The sequence below is a fragment of the Streptomyces sp. NPDC001530 genome (genome assembly GCF_042894545.1).
Classification (GTDB): domain Bacteria; phylum Actinomycetota; class Actinomycetes; order Streptomycetales; family Streptomycetaceae; genus Streptomyces.
Map to the genome: position 1 here is coordinate 97,139 of NZ_JBIAVS010000026.1, position 16,813 is coordinate 113,951.

At 70.8% G+C, this 16,813-nt stretch carries 15 protein-coding genes; all 15 read left to right on the forward strand.

Going from position 1 to position 16,813, the window contains the following annotated elements; translation table 11 throughout:
* Positions 1-139: 139 nt before the first annotated feature.
* The gene (locus ACFY0T_RS41020; protein WP_388883137.1) at positions 140-2,161 is read left to right on the forward strand and encodes a beta-galactosidase; all 2,022 of its coding nucleotides are present in this window, start codon (positions 140-142) and stop codon (positions 2,159-2,161) included.
* Positions 2,162-2,314: 153 nt separating this feature from the next.
* Entirely contained in the window at positions 2,315-3,874 is a 1,560-nt protein-coding gene (locus ACFY0T_RS41025) for an arabinogalactan endo-beta-1,4-galactanase (protein WP_388883138.1), read from the forward strand.
* Positions 3,875-4,050: 176 nt separating this feature from the next.
* Complete coding sequence (locus tag ACFY0T_RS41030; protein ID WP_388883140.1) at positions 4,051-4,338, forward strand: ArsR family transcriptional regulator; 288 nt, start codon at positions 4,051-4,053, stop codon at positions 4,336-4,338.
* Positions 4,339-4,342: 4 nt separating this feature from the next.
* Positions 4,343-5,371, forward strand: coding sequence for an SMP-30/gluconolactonase/LRE family protein (locus tag ACFY0T_RS41035; protein ID WP_388883142.1), 1,029 nt, complete (start codon positions 4,343-4,345; stop codon positions 5,369-5,371).
* A 416-nt stretch (positions 5,372-5,787) separates the two neighbouring features.
* Positions 5,788-6,264 (forward strand): fluoride efflux transporter CrcB, encoded by a 477-nt coding sequence (gene crcB, locus ACFY0T_RS41040; RefSeq protein ID WP_388883144.1) that lies wholly within the window; start codon positions 5,788-5,790, stop codon positions 6,262-6,264.
* On the forward strand, positions 6,261-6,641 hold the full coding sequence (locus ACFY0T_RS41045; RefSeq protein ID WP_388883146.1) for a DUF190 domain-containing protein: 381 nt from the start codon (positions 6,261-6,263) through the stop codon (positions 6,639-6,641). The genes crcB (ACFY0T_RS41040) and ACFY0T_RS41045 overlap by 4 nt, the downstream gene beginning before the upstream one ends.
* Positions 6,638-7,012, forward strand: coding sequence for a fluoride efflux transporter CrcB (gene crcB, locus ACFY0T_RS41050; RefSeq protein ID WP_388883148.1), 375 nt, complete (start codon positions 6,638-6,640; stop codon positions 7,010-7,012). The genes ACFY0T_RS41045 and crcB (ACFY0T_RS41050) overlap by 4 nt, the downstream gene beginning before the upstream one ends.
* A gap of 83 nt (positions 7,013-7,095) precedes the next feature.
* Positions 7,096-7,932: an undecaprenyl-diphosphate phosphatase gene (locus tag ACFY0T_RS41055; protein ID WP_388883150.1), complete on the forward strand. Its 837-nt coding sequence runs from the start codon at positions 7,096-7,098 to the stop codon at positions 7,930-7,932.
* Positions 7,933-8,115: 183 nt separating this feature from the next.
* On the forward strand, positions 8,116-8,793 hold the full coding sequence (locus ACFY0T_RS41060) for a FadR/GntR family transcriptional regulator (protein ID WP_388883246.1): 678 nt from the start codon (positions 8,116-8,118) through the stop codon (positions 8,791-8,793).
* Positions 8,790-10,256 carry an amino acid permease gene (locus ACFY0T_RS41065; protein ID WP_388883152.1) on the forward strand — a complete coding sequence of 489 codons (1,467 nt, stop codon included), beginning with the start codon at positions 8,790-8,792 and terminating at the stop codon, positions 10,254-10,256. The genes ACFY0T_RS41060 and ACFY0T_RS41065 overlap by 4 nt, the downstream gene beginning before the upstream one ends.
* Positions 10,253-11,284 carry an asparaginase gene (locus ACFY0T_RS41070; protein WP_388883154.1) on the forward strand — a complete coding sequence of 344 codons (1,032 nt, stop codon included), beginning with the start codon at positions 10,253-10,255 and terminating at the stop codon, positions 11,282-11,284. The genes ACFY0T_RS41065 and ACFY0T_RS41070 overlap by 4 nt, the downstream gene beginning before the upstream one ends.
* Positions 11,285-11,367: 83 nt before the next feature.
* A complete protein-coding gene (gene aspA / locus ACFY0T_RS41075; protein WP_388883156.1) occupies positions 11,368-12,783 on the forward strand; it encodes an aspartate ammonia-lyase in 1,416 nt (471 codons plus the stop codon).
* A 33-nt stretch (positions 12,784-12,816) separates the two neighbouring features.
* Positions 12,817-13,749 (forward strand): glutaminase, encoded by a 933-nt coding sequence (locus tag ACFY0T_RS41080; protein WP_388883158.1) that lies wholly within the window; start codon positions 12,817-12,819, stop codon positions 13,747-13,749.
* A gap of 225 nt (positions 13,750-13,974) precedes the next feature.
* The gene (gene mptB, locus ACFY0T_RS41085) at positions 13,975-15,363 is read left to right on the forward strand and encodes a polyprenol phosphomannose-dependent alpha 1,6 mannosyltransferase MptB (protein ID WP_388883160.1); all 1,389 of its coding nucleotides are present in this window, start codon (positions 13,975-13,977) and stop codon (positions 15,361-15,363) included.
* 68 nt (positions 15,364-15,431) lie between these two features.
* Positions 15,432-16,799 carry a glycosyltransferase 87 family protein gene (locus ACFY0T_RS41090; protein WP_388883162.1) on the forward strand — a complete coding sequence of 456 codons (1,368 nt, stop codon included), beginning with the start codon at positions 15,432-15,434 and terminating at the stop codon, positions 16,797-16,799.
* Positions 16,800-16,813: the final 14 nt, after the last annotated feature.

The following is a 16,813-nucleotide window of genomic DNA, read 5'->3' on the forward strand; positions in this document are numbered from 1 at the left end:
GCGGTGCTTCTGTGAGCGTTCACAGTAGAGAAACATCCCGGACACTTGTCAATGGTTGTTGCTGTGCGGTTATGTTGGGCTCGCGCCGCTGGCGCTGTGTGTGCACGTTCCCAAATGATCGATAAAACGGGAGAGATCCATGCCGGAGACCACACCCAGGGGCCTCACCAGGCTCGCCTTCGGTGGGGACTACAACCCCGAGCAGTGGCCGGAAAGCGTCTGGCACGAGGACGTCCGGCTGATGCGCGAGGCGGGCGTCACGATGGTGAGCGTCGGGATCTTCTCCTGGGCGCTGCTCGAACCGGCGCCGGGCACCTACGAGTTCGGCTGGCTCGACCACCTGCTCGACCTGCTCCACGAGAACGGCATACGCGCCGACCTCGGTACGCCGACCGTGGCGCCGCCCGCCTGGTTCTACCGGGAACACCCCGACGCGCTGCCGGTGGCCGCCGACGGCACCCGCTACGAGTTCGGCTCACGCGGCGCCATCTGCCACAGCAACAGCGACTACCGCGCCGCCGCCGCGAACATCACCACACGGCTCGCCACCCGGTACGCCGACCACCCCGCGCTCGCCCTGTGGCACGTCCACAATGAGTACGGCGTCCCCGTCTCGGCCTGCTACTGCGAGTCCTGCGCCGCACACTTCCGCCGCTGGCTGACACGGACGTACGGGACGATCGACGCGCTCAACGACGCCTGGGGCACCGCCTTCTGGGGCCAGCGCTACGCGGACTTCGACCAGATCAACCCGCCGCGCGTGACCCCGACGGTCGGCAACCCGGCCCAGGCCCTGGACTACAAGCGGTTCGCCGATACCACCCTGCGCGAGAACTTCGTGGCCGAGCGGGACATCCTGCACCGCCTCGCGCCCGGCATCCCGGTCACCACCAACTTCATGACCGCCCTGAGCCAGTGCGACTCGATCGACTACTGGGCCTGGGGCCGCGAGGTCGACCTCGTCACCAACGACCACTACCTGATCACCGACGGCCGCCGCACCCATGTGAACCTCGCGATGGCCGCCGACCTCACCCGGTCGGTCGCCGGCGGCGCCCCCTGGCTGCTCCTCGAACACTCCACGTCGGGCGTCAACTGGCAGCCCCGCAACCCCGCCAAGGCCCCGGGCCAGATGGCCCGCAACTCCCTCGCACACGTGGCGCGCGGCTCCGACGGCGCGATGTTCTTCCAGTGGCGGCAGTCCCGGCGTGGCGCCGAGAAGTTCCACTCCTCGATGCTGCCGCACGCGGGCACCGACTCCCGGGTGTGGCGCGAGGTCGTCGAACTGGGCGCGTCCGTCGACTCGTTGGCCCCCATCAAGAGCACCCGCACCGTCGCCGACGTCGCCGTGCTGTGGGACTGGCAGTCCTGGTGGGCGCAGAACCTCCAGTGGCGCCCCAGCGAGGACCACGACCCGCGCGAGCGCGCCGACGCGTTCTACGAGGCGCTCTACGACCGCCACCTCACGGTCGACTTCGCCCACCCGGAAGCCGACTTGTCGGCGTATCCCCTTGTCGTCGTGCCCGCGCTGTACCTGATGACCGAAGCGGCCGGGAACAACCTCAAGGAGTACGTCGAGAACGGCGGCACCCTCGTCGTCTCGTACTTCTCCGGCATCGTCGACGAGCACGACGCCGTGCACGACGGCCCCTACCCGGGCGCCCTGCGCGACGTACTCGGCCTGACCGTCGAGGAGTTCTCGCCTCTCCTCCAGGGCGACCTCGTCCGGATCACCGGCCCCGACGGCTCCGAACTCACCGGCGACGTGTGGACCGAGTTCGTGGTGCCCCGCGGCGCGGAGACCGTCTGGACGTACGCCGACGGCCTCACCGCGGGCCACCCGGCCGTCACCCGGCACCGCCTCGGCGAGGGCTCGGCCTGGTACGTGTCCACGCGCCTCGCGGCCCAGGGCCTGGACGCCCTGATCGGCTGGGCCGCCGACGACGCGCGCATCGCGCCGCGCGCCGACCTGCCCCGCGATGTCGAAGTGGTGCGCCGCACCGGCGAGTCGGGCACCTACGTCTTCGCCATCAACCACACCTCGACGGACGCCAAGGTGCCGCTGGAGGCGCACGGCACCGAGCTCCTGACGGGCGAAGGCGCCGCGGGCCGTCTCGCGGTCCCCGCGGGCGCCGTCCGAGTAGTACGACTCGACAGCTGAGCCGATGTCCGCCGTGCGGGTCGCCCGACCCGCACGGCCGAGCCGACTCCCCTCCGCCCGTGTGAGCGCACGAGCCGCGGGCGGAGGGGTCGCCCCTCCAGTTCCATCTCGGGGGCACCCATCCCCATCACGTCGAAGGGACGACGGACGACGATGTTCCATCCCAGACGCACACTCAGGGCCCTGCTGCTGCCGCTCGCGGCCGGGCTCGCCCTCACCGCCCTCCCCGCGCAGACGGCGCAGGCGGCGAGCACCCTCACCAACACCGGATTCGAGTCCGACGGCTCCGGCGTCGCCACGCCCAGCGGCTGGTCGGAGTACGGCGACACCGGCGCCTCGTACGTGGAGTCCGGTGGCCACAGCGGGAGTTACCGCCTGGCGCACTACTCGTCCTCCGCGTACAAGGTGGAGACGTACCAGTACCTCTCCGGGCTGACCAACGGGAACTACAAGCTCACCGCCTGGGTGCGCTCGGGCGGCGGCCAGAACTCCGCCTACCTCGCGCTGAAGAACTGCGGCGGCACCGAGCAGCGCACCGACCTGCCGGTCTCCAGCAGCGGATGGATACACCTGGTCGTTCCTGTCTCCGTGACCAACAACCAGTGCACGATCAGCATTTACTCCGACGCCAACGCGGGCAACTGGATCAACGTCGACGACCTGACGTTCACCTCGGGCACCACCGGGCTGTCCATCAAGGGCTCCGACATCTCCTCCCTCGCCAAGAGCGAGGCCCTCGGCGGGGTCTACAAGACCAGCTCGGGCACGACGGGCGACGCGCTCGCCATCCTCAAGTCCTCCGGCATGAACTACGCCCGCCTCAAGGTGTGGGTGAACCCGGCCGACGGCTACAACAACAAGACGCGCGTCCTGGCGATGGCCAAGCGCATCAAGGCGCAGGGCATGAAGCTCCTCGTCGACTTCCACTACTCGGACACCTGGGCCGACCCCGGCGCCCAGACCAAGCCGGCCGCCTGGGCCGGGCACTCGTACAGCCAGTTGAAGACGGACGTCTACAACCACACGTACGACGTGCTCAACGCCCTGAAGGCGCAGGGCACCACGGCCGACATGGTGCAGGTCGGCAACGAGATCAACGGCGGCATGCTGTGGAACGAGGGCTCCACCGCCAACTGGTCGCAGCTCGCCGGTCTGCTCAACTCCGGCTACGACGCGGTCAAGGCGGTCAACTCCTCCACCACGGTGGCCCTGCACCTCGCCAAGGGCGGTGACCTGTCCGGCACCCGCGCGTGGTTCGACAGCGCGGTCGCCAATGGTGTGAAGTTCGACGTCATCGGCCTGTCGTACTACGGCTACTGGCACGGCTGGCTCTACGACTTCCAGACCACCCTGGACGACGCGGCGGCCCGCTACGGCAAGCCGGTCTTCGTCGCCGAGACGGCCTACCCCTTCCGTCTGGACAGCGACGACTCGCTCGTCAACCAGATCGACACGACCGGTGAGCTGGTCTCCGGCTACGGCGCCACGACGGCCGGGCAGACCGCCTGGCTGCGCGACGTGATGAACATCGTGGAGGCCGTCCCGAACGGTCGCGGTCTCGGCGTCTTCTACTGGGAAGCCACCTGGACCGCCGTCACCGGCAACGGCTGGGACCCGACCGACGCCACCTCCGGCAACGGCTGGGAGAACCAGGCCCTGTTCGGCTTCGACGACAAGGCGCTTCCGGCCATGTCGGTGTTCAGTCACCGCTGAGCCCCATGAGCCCATGAGGCCCCGGCTGCCGCGGCAGCCGGGGCCTTGCGGTGCCCAGGGCCGTTCGGCCCCGCGAGGTCTACCCGTTCGGCCCCGGCCAGGGTCGTGGAAGCCCGTGCGCGGCGCCCCGGGCTGCGGGACAGTAGCGGGAGACCGCCGGGACGGAGGGGGACGAGATGCTGAGGGTTCCCGTCAGTGGGCAACGCCTGGACATACTGGAGTGGCTGCGGGACCCCGCCGTGCACTTCCCACCACAGCGCTACGGCGACCTCGTCGAGGACGGCGTCAGCCCGGAGGCCCTCGCCGCCAAGCTCGGTGTGAGCCGTGCCGTGGCGCGCACCCACCTCGACCTGCTCACCGGGGTCGGTCTGCTGCGGGCCAAGAAGATCAGACGGCGGACCTTCTACCGCCGTGACGAGTGGCGCATCGCCGAGGTCGCGCACTTCTTCGAGAAGGGCTGGTAGCGGCGTGGGCCACCGGCCGCAGGAGGCTCACACGGCACACTCGCGCGATCGAGGCCGCTCCGCCCCACTCGTCCTCCGGCACGTCGTTCCGCTCGGCGGCCGCGGCCCCGAGGACGTGGTGGCCGACTCCCGGGGCCGGGTGCTGACCGGCCTGGAGGACGGCCGCATCGTGCGCGTCGACGGACTCGGCGACCCCGAGCGCACCCGCGTCCGGGTGATCGCGGAGACGGGCGGCAGGCCCCTGGGCCTCGAACTCCTCCCGGACGACGCCCTGTTGGTCTGCGACGCGCGGCGCGGACTGCTGCGCATCGCGCTCGACGACGGCATCGTACGCGTCCTCGCCGACGCGGTGGCCGGCGCACCGCTGCGCTTCTGCAGCAACGTGGTCGCTCTGTCGGACGGCACGCTCTACTTCACCGTCTCCAGCCGGAGTCACCCCCTGGAGCACTGGATCGGCGATCTCGTCGAGCACACGGGAACGGGCCGCCTGCTGCGGCTCGCACCGGGGGAGAAGGAACCCGAAGTGCTCCTGGAGGGGCTGCAGTTCGCCAACGGACTCGCACCCGCCGCGGACGAATCCTTCCTCGTCCTCGCGGAGACCGGGGCGCGGCGCCTGACCCGCTACTGGCTCGCCGGGCCGAAGCGGGGCCGGAGCGAGACCTTCGCCGACGATCTGCCCGGTCAGCCCGACAATCTCTGGCGTGCCCCCGGCGGCCCGATCTGGGTCGCGCTGGCCGGACCCCGCGTCGCCGCCCTGGAACTCCTCCACCGCCGAGGCCCCGCACTGCGGCACGCCGCCGCCCGCGTGGCGGTACGGGCTCCGTTCCGTCCGCCGGGCACCACGGGGGTCATCGCGGTCGACGACGAAGGCCGCGTGCTCCACCACCTCGAACGCCGCCGCGCAAGCTTCCGCATGGTCACCAGCGCCTGCGAGGCCGAAGGGCGGCTGGTGCTGGGGAGCCTCTGGGAACGGGGGATCGCCGTCTGTGACCTGCCCGCTTCCACGGACGGAGCCGTCGCACACGGCCCGTAGCCACGGACGGAGCCGTCGCACGCGGCCGGTGGCCTCGGGCGATGCCAGTGTGTGCGGCTGGTGGCCTTGGGTGGAGCTGGTGTGTGCGGCCGGTGGTCTTGGGTGGAGCTGGTGTGTGCGGCTGGTGGCCTTGGGCGGGGCCGGTGTGTGCGGCTGGTGGCCTTGGCCGGGGCCGGTGTGTGCGGCCCGTGGCCACGGGCGGAGCCGGTGTGCCGGCAAGTGACCACAGGCTGAGTCGGGTGTGCGTCGCCCGTACCCCCGGCGTTACCCTGTTCACCGGCCGCGATCTTGCCTCGCGGCGCGGCGGTGGGGCCCGCCGTACCCGAACCGCGGCACCGGTGCCGCCAACGGTCCCTACTTGCGATGGAGCGCGCCCGGGTGCTGCCCGGGACCCGGCGAGTAGGAGAAGTACGTACATGACCGTCCCGCACCCCGAGCGAGTCGACGAACCCGACACACCCTTCCGCGTGCCTGCCCGGACCGCGTCCCCGTGGCACGGTCAGGGGCCGGTCGTCGCGATGGTCGCCCTCGGCGGTGTCCTCGGCGCCACCGCCCGCTACGGAGCGGCGCAGTTGTGGCCGGCGCAGACGGGCGGATTCCCCTGGACCACGTTCTGGGTGAACGTCGTCGGCTGCGCCGTGATCGGTGTCTTCATGGTCGTCATCACCGACGTATGGGCGGCTCACCGGCTGGTACGGCCCTTCTTCGGCACCGGGGTGCTCGGCGGGTTCACCACCTTCTCGACGTACGCCGTCGACATCCAGAAACTGGTCGACGCGGGCCACCCCGGAACCGGGCTCGCCTATCTCGCCGCGACCCTGTGCGCGGCGCTCGCGGCGGTGTGGCTCACGGTGACGGCGGCACGCCGCGCCCTGGCATGGAGGCAGCGATGACGAGGCTGACAGGCAGCGCCCTACGGGTGACGATCTTCATCGGCGAGAACGACACCTGGCACCGCAAACCGCTCTACACGGAGATCGTGCACCGCGCCCACGCCGCCGGCCTCGCCGGCGCCAGCGTCTTCCGGGGCATCGAGGGCTTCGGCGCCTCCTCCCTGATCCACACCTCCCGGCTGCTCTCGCTGAGCGAGGACCTCCCGGTGGCCATCGTGATCGTGGACACCGAGGAGCGCGTACGGGCATTCCTGCCGAAGCTCGACGAACTCGTCACCGAGGGGCTGGTGATCCTCGACGACTGCGAGGTCATCCGGTACGTCGGACGGGACGGCGCCCGCGGCGCCACGGGGGCGAAAGGTGAGAAGACGTTGTGAATTGGCTGCTGGTGATCATCGGCGCCGCGGTCGGCGCGCCCCTGCGCTATCTGACCGACCGGGCGGTGCAGCTGAAGCACGACACGGTCTTCCCCTGGGGCACCCTCGTCGTCAACGTGACAGGCTGTCTGATCCTGGGCCTGCTGACCGGCGCGGCCTCGGCGGGCCACGCCTCCCCGCACCTGCAACTGCTGATCGGCACCGGCCTGTGCGGGGCCCTGAGCACGTACTCGACGTTCTCGTACGAGACACTGCGGCTGACCGAGACCGGCGCGGGGTTCTACGCTGCCGCCAACGTGATCCTGAGCGTGACGGCCGGCCTGGGCGCGGCGTTCGCCGGGGTCTCGTTTGCGCAAGCTTTGTGGGCGTAGGCGCCGGGCGCTCACGCGCATAGGCGACACTGTCCCCAGCACCGTCTACAGCACTGTCGACCAACTCCTCAGAACTGGATCCCATGAGCGTCATCAACGTCGGTCAGGCCGTCGTCCTCGGAGCCGTCGAGGGGGTGACCGAATTCCTCCCCGTCTCCTCGACCGGCCATCTCAAGATCACCGAAGGGCTGATGGGTATCCCCGTCGACGACGACGCCGTCGTCGGCTTCTCCGCGGTCATCCAGGTCGGCGCGATCGCCGCCGTGCTCGTGTACTTCTTCAAGGACATCGTGCGGATCGTCTCCGCCTGGGGGCGCGGGCTGCGCAACAAGGAGGAGCGCTACCACCACGACTACAAGTTCGCCTGGTGGGTCATCTACGCGACCATCCCGATCGTGATCGTGGGCCTGGCGGCCAAGCCGCTCATCGAGGGCCCGCTCGCCTCCCTGTGGGTGGTCGCGGCCTCGCTGATCGTCGGCAGTGGCGTGATGTGGGCGGCGGACCAGATGGGCCGGCACAAGCGGGGTGAGGACGACACCTCGTTCAAGGACGCGATGCTGGTCGGCAGCTCCCAGATCCTCGCCCTGCTCTTCCCGGGCTTCTCGCGCTCCGGCGCCACCATGTCCACGGCGCTCATCCTCGACCTGGACCGCGTCGCGGCCACCCGGCTCTCGTTCTTCCTGGGCATCCCCGCCCTGACCGGCGCCGGTCTGTACGAGCTGAAGGACGCCCTGGGCACAGGTGTCGGCGCCGCCCCGCTGGCCGTCGGCACCCTCGTGTCCTTCGTGGTCGCGTACGGCTCGATCGCCTGGCTGCTGAAGTTCGTCGCCAAGCACTCCTTCAACGCCTTCGTGATCTACCGGATCGTCATCGGCGTGGCGCTGTTCGGGCTGCTGGCGACCGGGGTCCTCGACAGCTGAAGCAGCCGGCTGATCACGGAAACAGCTGATCACAGGGGGCGTAAAGCCGGTTTTCAGGCTTTGCGCCCCCTGAATTTTTCCTTTCGCTGCCCTTGACAGCGCCCTCCGCTCACCCGGAGTATCTCCCCCGTGAACCTGTCAGACAGCCAGACAGGTGGCTCGGTACCGCGGCGCGTCAGCGCCATGGAAGCGGTGCTCACCCACCTCCGCGGCGCCATCGAGCGCGGCGAGTACGCCATCGGCGACAAGCTCCCCTCCGAGGCGGAGCTCTGCCGCCGCCTCGAAGTCAGCCGCCCCGTGCTCCGCGAGGCGCTGCGGGCCCTGCAGGTCATGGGCCTGACCGTGTCCCGTACCGGCAAGGGCACCTTCGTGGTCGCCAACGCGGTCGAGGACCCCACCTTCGGCGACTACGCGGCGAGCGACCTGCTCGAAGTGCGCCGCCATGTCGAGATCCCCGTCGCCGGGTACGCGGCGGCGCGCCGCACCCCGGAGAACCTCGACCACCTCGCCCATCTGCTCGACCGGATGGAGCGGGAGACCGACACCACCGCGTGGGTCGCGATGGACACGATCTTCCACATCGCCGTCGCCGAGGCCTCCCAGAACCCGGTCTTCCGCCGGGTCATCGAGGAGATCCGGGACGCCCTGGCCCGCCAGTCGGCCTTCCTGAACGAACTCGGCGGCCGCCGCGAGCAGTCCAACCGCGAGCACCGGGCGATCGTCGAGGCGCTGATCGACGGCAGCGAGCACGACGCGGTGGAGGCCATGTCCCACCACCTCGACCGTGTCGAAACCACCCTCACCTCCATCGTGCGCCCCGAGCGCACGGACTCACCCGCGGAAGGCGGACCCCAGGCGTGAGCGAGCAATCCCTGCAAGAAGAATCCGTACAAGGCCAGTCCTCGCAGAAGGCGACGCGGCCCGCCGCGCACGTCGACGCCGGAGACGCGGGCTACAGCAAGTCGCTGAAGTCCCGGCACGTCAACATGATCGCCATCGGCGGCGCCATCGGCACCGGCCTCTTCCTCGGCGCCGGCGGCCGCCTCGCCGACGCCGGACCCTCCCTCTTCGTCGCCTACGCGGTCTGTGGCCTCTTCGCCTTCCTGGTCGTCCGCGCACTTGGCGAACTCGTTCTGTACCGGCCGTCGTCCGGCGCCTTCGTGTCGTACGCGCGTGAGTTCCTCGGCGAGAAGGGCGCGTACGTCGCGGGCTGGATGTACTTCCTGAACTGGGCCACCACCGGCATCGCCGACATCACCGCCGTGGCCGTCTACACCCACTACTGGGGCATGTTCTCCGACATCCCGCAGTGGGTGATCGCGCTCATCGCGCTCGCCGTCGTCCTCACCGTGAACCTCATCTCGGTGAAGATGTTCGGCGAACTGGAGTTCTGGTTCGCGATCATCAAGGTCAGCGCGCTCGTCGTCTTCATGCTCATCGGCATCTTCCTGCTGGTCACCCAGCACCCGGTCGACGGGCACAACCCGGGACCGTCCCTGATCACCGACAACGGCGGCGTCTTCCCCAACGGTCTGCTGCCGATGCTCCTGATCATCCAGGGCGTCGTCTTCGCCTACGCCTCCGTCGAGCTCGTCGGCGTCGCCGCCGGCGAGACCGCCAACCCCGAGAAGATCATGCCGAAGGCCATCAACTCGATCATGTGGCGCGTCGGCCTCTTCTACGTCGGCTCCGTGGTCCTGCTGTCGATGCTGCTGCCCTGGAGCATGTACAGCGCGGACCAGAGCCCCTTCGTCACCGTGCTGTCGAACATCGGCATCCCGGCCGCGGGCGGCGTCATGAACCTCGTCGTCCTCACCGCCGCCATGTCGTCCCTCAACTCCGGTCTGTACTCCACCGGCCGCATCCTGCGCTCCATGGCGATGTCCGGCTCGGCCCCGAAGTTCACCGGCGTGATGAGCCGCAGCCACGTCCCGTACGGCGGCATCCTGCTCACCAGCGGCATCTGCGTCCTCGGCGTCGGCCTCAACTTCGTGGTGCCCGCCGACGCCTTCGAGATCGTGCTGAACTTCGCGGCGATCGGCATCCTCGCCACCTGGGGCATGATCATGCTCTGTCACCTGCTGTTCTGGCGGAAGACCCAGAACGGCGAGCTGTCCAGGCCGAGTTACCGCCTCCCCGGCTCGCCGTGGACCGAGATCGTCACCATCGGCTTCCTCGCCTCCGTGCTCGTCCTGATGTACGCCGACGGGGGAGCGGGCCGCACCACCGTGCTGTGCCTGCCGCTGATCGCGGCCGCGCTCGTCGCCGGCTGGTACGGAGTGCGCCGCAGGGTCGCCGGGATACGCGACGGAGCAGACGCGTGAACCAGCCCCTGACATACGGCAGTTCACTCGCCGCCGCCCCCGTGATCCGCGAACCCCTGCACGCCCCCGTCGCCCATCTCGTACGCGGCGGTGTCATCGAAGGCATCCACTACGGCTCGGTGGTCGTCCTGGCCGCCGACGGCAGCGTGGAGCTGCAGATCGGCGACATCGAAGCCGCCTTCTATCCGCGCTCGGCGCTCAAGCCCGTCCAGGCCGTGGCCATGCTGCGGGCCGGGCTGCCGCTGGACGGCGAGCTGCTCTCGCTGACCGTCGCCAGCCACTCCGGCGAGGAGCGGCACCTCGCCGGGACCCGGCGGATCCTGGAGCTGGCCGGACTGCCGGAGGACCGGCTACGTAACGTCGCGGACCTGCCGTTCGACCCGGTCGTCCGCGAGGACTGGGTGCGCGAGGGCCGCCTGCCCTCGCAGCTCGCCCAGAACTGCTCCGGCAAGCACGCGGCCATGCTGTACACGGCCCACCTCAACGGCTGGTCGCTCGAGGACTACCTCGACCCGGCGCACCCGCTCCAGCAGGCCATCGCGGAGATCGTCGAGGACCTCACCGGACAGGCCATCGCCCAGGTGACCGTCGACGGCTGCGGCGCACCCCTCTTCTCCATCTCGCTGCACGGCCTCGCCCGCGCCGCCGCCCGCATCACCACCGCCGCGCCCGGCACCCCCGAGGCGCGGGTGGCGGACGCGATGCGCGAACACGCCGAGATGGCCTCCGGGTCCGGACGCGACGTCGCCGCGCTGATGCGCGCCGTGCCGGGGCTGCTCACCAAGGACGGTTTCGAAGGCGTGCAGGTCGCGGCGTTGCCGGACGGCCGGGCCGTCGCCGTGAAGATCGCCGACGGCGCCGACCGGGCGCGTATCCCGGTGGCAGCGGCCGCCCTCGCGCGCTGCGGGGTCGACCCGGCCGCGCTGGCCGAGTTCGCCGGCGCGCCGCTCCTCGGGGGCGGCGCGGTGGTCGGGAACATCCGACCGGCCCGCGCGCTCGAACCGCTGACGGAGCCGACGTACGCCTGAACCGTCCAGGTGGGACAGCACCCACGTACGCCTGAAACACCCAGATTCCACTGACTCTCTGCTGAAAGTAGACCCGCACCGTCATGACCGCCGCAGCCCACCGCAGCGAACACGATCTGCTCGGAGACCGCGACGTCCCCGCCGACGCGTACTGGGGCGTCCACACCCTGCGCGCCACGGAGAACTTCCCCATCACGGGCACCCCGATCTCCGCCTACCCGCACCTGATCGACGCCCTCGCCGCCGTCAAGGAGGCCGCCGCCCGCGCCAACGAGGAACTCGGCCTGCTGGAGCCCGGCAAGGCGGCCGCCATCGTCGAGGCCTGCCGGGAGATCAGGGACGGCAAACTGCACGACCAGTTCGTCGTCGACGTCATCCAGGGCGGCGCCGGCACCTCCACGAACATGAACGCCAACGAGGTCGTCGCCAACCGGGCGTTGGAGCTCCTCGGCCACGCCAAGGGCGAGTACCAGCACCTGCACCCCAACGAGGACGTCAACCTCGGCCAGTCCACCAACGACGTCTACCCGACCGCCGTCAAGGTCGCCACCGTCTTCGCGGTGCGCGGCCTGCTCAAGGCGATGGGCGTGCTCCAGGACGCGTTCGCGGCCAAGGCCGTCGAGTTCCGCGACGTCCTGAAGATGGGCCGTACGCAGCTCCAGGACGCCGTGCCCATGACGCTCGGCCAGGAGTTCTCGGCTTTCGCGGTGATGCTGGACGAGGACCGCAGCCGGCTCGCCGAGGCCGTCGAACTGATCCACGAGATCAACCTCGGCGCCACCGCCATCGGGACCGGCCTCAACGCCCCTGCCGGATACGCCGAGTCGGTGCGCCGCCATCTCGCGGACATCACCGGGCTGCCGCTGGTCACCGCCGCCAACCTGGTCGAGGCGACCCAGGACTGCGGCGCCTTCGTCCAGATGTCGGGCGTGCTGAAGCGGATCGCGGTCAAGCTCTCCAAGAGCTGCAACGACCTGCGACTGCTGTCCTCGGGCCCGCGCGCGGGCCTCAACGAGATCAACCTGCCGCCGGTGCAGGCCGGTTCGAGCATCATGCCCGGCAAGGTCAACCCGGTGATCCCCGAGGTCGTCAACCAGGTCGCCTTCGAGGTGATCGGCAACGACGTGACCATCACCATGGCCGCGGAGGCCGGCCAGCTCCAGCTCAACGCCTTCGAGCCGATCATCCTCCACTCCCTGTCCGAGAGCATCACGCACCTGCGGGCGGCCTGCCTGACCCTCGCCGAGCGGTGCGTCGCGGGCATCACGGCGAGCACCGAGGAACTGCGTGCCGCCGTGGAGAACTCCATCGGGCTGGTGACCGCGCTCAACCCGCACATCGGGTACACGGCGGCCACCGACATCGCGAAGGAAGCCCTCGCCAGCGGGCGCGGGGTGGCCGAACTCGTCCTGGAGAAGGGACTGTTGCCCGCCGAGCGGCTCGCGGAACTGCTGCGGCCCGAGGTGGTCGCGGGCAGCGGCACCCCGCAGGCGGTCTGAGCCGATGAGCACCGGGACCGGCCCGGCGGCACAATGGTGATCATGTCTCCGTCCCTGACCTTCCAGCCGGTCCTGGAGCGCATCGCCACCGAGATCGCGCAGACGCCGGGGCGCGGGCGGCCCGCCGACTACATCCCGGCGCTCGCCGCCTGCGACCCGCGCAGCTTCGGCATGGCCGTCGCCGAGCTCGACGGCACGGTGTACGGCGTGGGGGACTGGCGGCAGCCGTTCTCCACGCAGTCCATCACCAAGGTCTTCACCCTCGCCCTCGACCTGGCCCGCGAGGGCGACGAACTGTGGGAGCACGTCGGCCGCGAGCCCTCCGGCAACCCCTTCAACTCCCTGGTCCAGCTGGAGTACGAGAACGGCATCCCGCGCAACCCCTTCATCAACGCGGGCGCCCTCGTCGTCACCGACCGGCTGCACACCCGGACGGGTGACACGGCGGGCACGCTCCTGGAGTTCCTGCGCACCGAGAGCGGCAACCCGCAGCTCACCTTCGACAAGGACGTCGCCGCCTCCGAGGCCGCGCACGGCGACCGCAACGCCGCGCTCGGCCATTTCATGGCGTCGTACGGCAACATCGACAACCCGGTACCGGTGCTCCTGGAGCAGTACTTCCGGCAGTGCTCGATCGAGGCGTCCTGCGCCGACCTCGCCCTCGCCACCGGCTTCCTGGCCCGGCACGGCATCCGCGCCGACGGCTCCCGACTGCTCACCCGGAGCCAGGCCAAACAGGTCAACGCCGTCATGCTCACCTGCGGCACATACGACGCGGCGGGCGACTTCGCCTACCGCGTGGGCCTGCCCGGCAAGAGCGGCGTCGGCGGCGGCATCATCGCGGTCGTGCCGGGCCGCTGCACCCTGTGCGTCTGGAGCCCCGGCCTTGACCAGCGGGGCAACTCGGTGGCGGGCGTGGCAGCACTGGACCGCTTCACGACACTGACGGGCCTGTCTGTCTTCTGAGACGGGTGCGTCGAGCGCCCCTGTAAGGGACGCGGGGCTGTGACATTGGCGGCTCCGCCGCGTGGGCGCGACCAGCCCCAGACGGTGCGCAACCAGCGAACTACCGGCAGCATTCCGGCGAATTCAGCGGAGCGACCACGCGGAGGTCACTCGACGGCCCCCGCCCGGAGGGCACCGCGTCGCCTTCCGGCCACCCGGCGTTGACACGCTTCCCGAGTGTTGGCCATGGCTTTCCCCGTCGATCTCCGCCGCTGCCAGGCTCTGGGCCTGGCCGGTACCGCCTTCCTCGCGCTGGGCGGTGAGACCGCCGGGGCGCTGCCCGCGCGCGACCTGCTCGCCCCCGAGTCCGGGCGTGCCGTACTCGGCCTGGTCGGCGTGTACTTCGGTGTCGTCCTGCTGATCGCCGCGTGGGCGCTCCTCGGCACCGTCGTGCGGGGACCCGAACCGCCGACTCCCCGCTCGCTGCTGCTCGTTCTGGCCGTGTGGGCGGCGCCGCTGCTGCTGGCGCCGCCGCTGTTCAGCCGGGACGTGTACAGCTATCTCGCGCAGGGCGCCATGGTCGACGCGCATATCGACGTCTACGCGCACGGGCCGGCGCAACTCGGCGGCCCGCTCGCCGACGAGGTGGCGCCGGTGTGGCAGCAGACCACGACGCCGTACGGCCCGGTCTTCCTCGCCGTCGCCTCCGCGCTGTCGGGACTCACGCGCGGGGAGATACCGGCCGGCCTGCTCGGCATGCGCCTGGTCGCCCTGCTCGGCGTCGCCCTGATGGCGGCGGCGCTGCCGCGCCTCGCCCGGCACAGTGGCGCCGACCCGGCGGCCGCACTGTGGCTGGGGGCGCTCAACCCCCTCGTCCTCCTCCACCTGGTGGCGGGCGCGCACAACGACGCCATCATGCTCGGCCTGCTCGGCGTCGGACTGGTGGCCGCGCGCGGCCGGTGGCACGTCCTGGGCGTCGTCCTGATCACCCTCGCCGCGCTGGTCAAGGCGCCCGCCGCGCTCGGCCTGCTGGCGGTCGTCGCGCTGCGCGGGCGCCGAGGGATGGTGAAGTCGGCCCTGACCACGACGGTGGTCGCCCTCGCCACCACGGTCGCGGCAACCGCCGCGACCGGTACCGGATACGGATGGATCGCGGCCCTGAAGACCCCCGTCTCGCCGCACAACTGGTCGCCCACCAGCGTCCTCGGCCGCGTCACCGGCGCCCTGCTCGAGAAACTCGGCAGTGGCCTCGCACCGCTGGCCCTGCCCGTCTGGCATGCGGCAGGACTCGCGCTGACCGTGATCGTGGTCCTGTTCATATGGCTGCGTCTGCGGCCCGGCCCGATCTACGCGTTGGGCCTGAGCCTGGCCGCGGTGGCCGTGTTCGGCCCGGCGATCCGGCCCTGGTACGCGCTGTGGGGCCTGTTCCTCATCGCCGCCGCGGCGCCCAGCGGTTCGGTGCGTCACCGGGTCGCGGCCGCCAGCGCGGTGCTCGCGCTCGCCGTGCTGCCGAGCGGGGGTCCACCGGACGCCGAACAGGTGGTCCTGGCCGTCTCCGGCGGAGCGCTCGCGCTCGTCGTGCTCTGGCAGGCACACCAGGCGGCGCAGTCACCGGTGCTCGGGCGGACGGCATGAGAGGGCTGGGTGGCGAGAGAGGTCTGGACGGCATGAGAGGGCAGGGCAGCACGAAGGTGTCGAGCGGCATGAGAGCGCTGAGTACCGACCGCCGGCGATTGCTCTTCGTGCTCGGACTCGCCTTCGCCGTCGCCGTGTTCACCGCCACCGTGCCGCTGCTGCGCGACTGGTTCGACCTGCGCGTCTACTACGGGACGGTCGACGCCTGGGTCCACCACGGCGGCCGGATCTACGACTACCACGTGCCGGGGACGACGTACGGCTTCACCTATCCGCCGTTCGCCGCCCTCGGCATGCTGCCGATGGCGCTGGTCGGGCTGCGCACGGCGATCACCGTCGAACTGCTGCTCAACCTCACCGCCATGGCCGTCATCGTGTGGATCCTGGTGGGGCCCGCGCTGCGCCGCTACGGCTGGTTCGGCTTCGCCCTCGCGGGCTGTCTGCTGGCGTTGCTCGAACCGGTGCGCGACACCTTCAGCTTCGGCCAGGTGAACCTTCTGCTCCTCGCCCTCGTGCTGAGCGACGCGTGGCTGCTGTCCACCGGCCGCGGCCGCCGGGCGGGCGTCGGCATCGGCCTGGCCGCGGCGGTCAAACTCACCCCCGCGCTCTTCATCGGTCTGCTGCTGCTCACCCGCCGCTGGCGCGCCGCCGGGGTCGCGACGGCCGTCGCCGCGGCGGCCACCGCCCTGGCCGCCTGGGTGGCCCCGGACGCCTCGCGCTTCTACTGGACCGACGCGCTGTGGGACACCACCCGCATCGGACAGCTCGCCTATGTCTCCAACCAGTCGTTGCAGGGCGTCCTGGCCCGGCTCGCGGCACCGGACGAACCGAGCAGGGCCGCCTGGGCGACGGCCGCTCTGCTGGTCCTGTGTGTGTGGGCGTGGCGGACCTCCCGCGCGCTGGCCGACGAGGACTGGACGGCCGCGTTCGCCCTCACCGGACTCGCGGCCTGCCTCGTCAGCCCGATCACCTGGGTGCACCATCTCGTCTGGCTGCTGCCGTCCTTCGCGGTGCTGCTGCACCGGCGTCGGCTGCGGGTCGCGGGCGCCCTGTACGCGGTGCTGTGCAGCAGCGTGGTGTGGCTGTGGTTCGACGACGCCTCCGGCCTCGACGGATTCCTCGGCAGCAACACGTATACGTGGATCACGCTCGGGCTGCTGCTGTGGCTGCCCATCGGTCAGCCGCGCGTGAACCGCCCGCTCTTCCACAGGCCCAGGGCCATGCCCCCGGCGCCCAGCCCCGCCGCGCCCGCGATCCCGGCCACCGCGGGCCAGTCGGTTCCCTCGTCCGCGGGCTCCCCCCGCGAGGCGTGGGCGGCGGGCAGTGCGGCGGGTCCCGCCGCCGGAACGCCACGCGTGTCGAGCAGTGACCCGACGGGATCGACGTGCCCGGAGGCCTTGAAGCCCCAGTCGAGCAGCGAACGCGCCTCCTCGTAGACGGTGAACCCGCC

Bases quoted from the DNA above. Each gene is read 5' to 3' on its own strand.
- ACFY0T_RS41055 (WP_388883150.1), top strand. From the start codon at position 7,096: ATGAGCGTCATCAACGTCGGTCAGGCCGTCGTCCTCGGAGCCGTCGAG.
- aspA (WP_388883156.1), top strand. From the start codon at position 11,368: ATGACCGCCGCAGCCCACCGCAGCGAACACGATCTGCTCGGAGACCGC.
- ACFY0T_RS41090 (WP_388883162.1), top strand. From the start codon at position 15,432: ATGAGAGCGCTGAGTACCGACCGCCGGCGATTGCTCTTCGTGCTCGGA.
- mptB (WP_388883160.1), top strand. From the start codon at position 13,975: ATGGCTTTCCCCGTCGATCTCCGCCGCTGCCAGGCTCTGGGCCTGGCC.
- ACFY0T_RS41045 (WP_388883146.1), top strand. From the start codon at position 6,261: ATGACGAGGCTGACAGGCAGCGCCCTACGGGTGACGATCTTCATCGGC.
- ACFY0T_RS41060 (WP_388883246.1), top strand. From the start codon at position 8,116: ATGGAAGCGGTGCTCACCCACCTCCGCGGCGCCATCGAGCGCGGCGAG.
- ACFY0T_RS41080 (WP_388883158.1), top strand. From the start codon at position 12,817: ATGGTGATCATGTCTCCGTCCCTGACCTTCCAGCCGGTCCTGGAGCGC.
- ACFY0T_RS41025 (WP_388883138.1), top strand. From the start codon at position 2,315: ATGTTCCATCCCAGACGCACACTCAGGGCCCTGCTGCTGCCGCTCGCG.
- ACFY0T_RS41030 (WP_388883140.1), top strand. From the start codon at position 4,051: ATGCTGAGGGTTCCCGTCAGTGGGCAACGCCTGGACATACTGGAGTGG.
- crcB (WP_388883144.1), top strand. From the start codon at position 5,788: ATGACCGTCCCGCACCCCGAGCGAGTCGACGAACCCGACACACCCTTC.
- ACFY0T_RS41020 (WP_388883137.1), top strand. From the start codon at position 140: ATGCCGGAGACCACACCCAGGGGCCTCACCAGGCTCGCCTTCGGTGGG.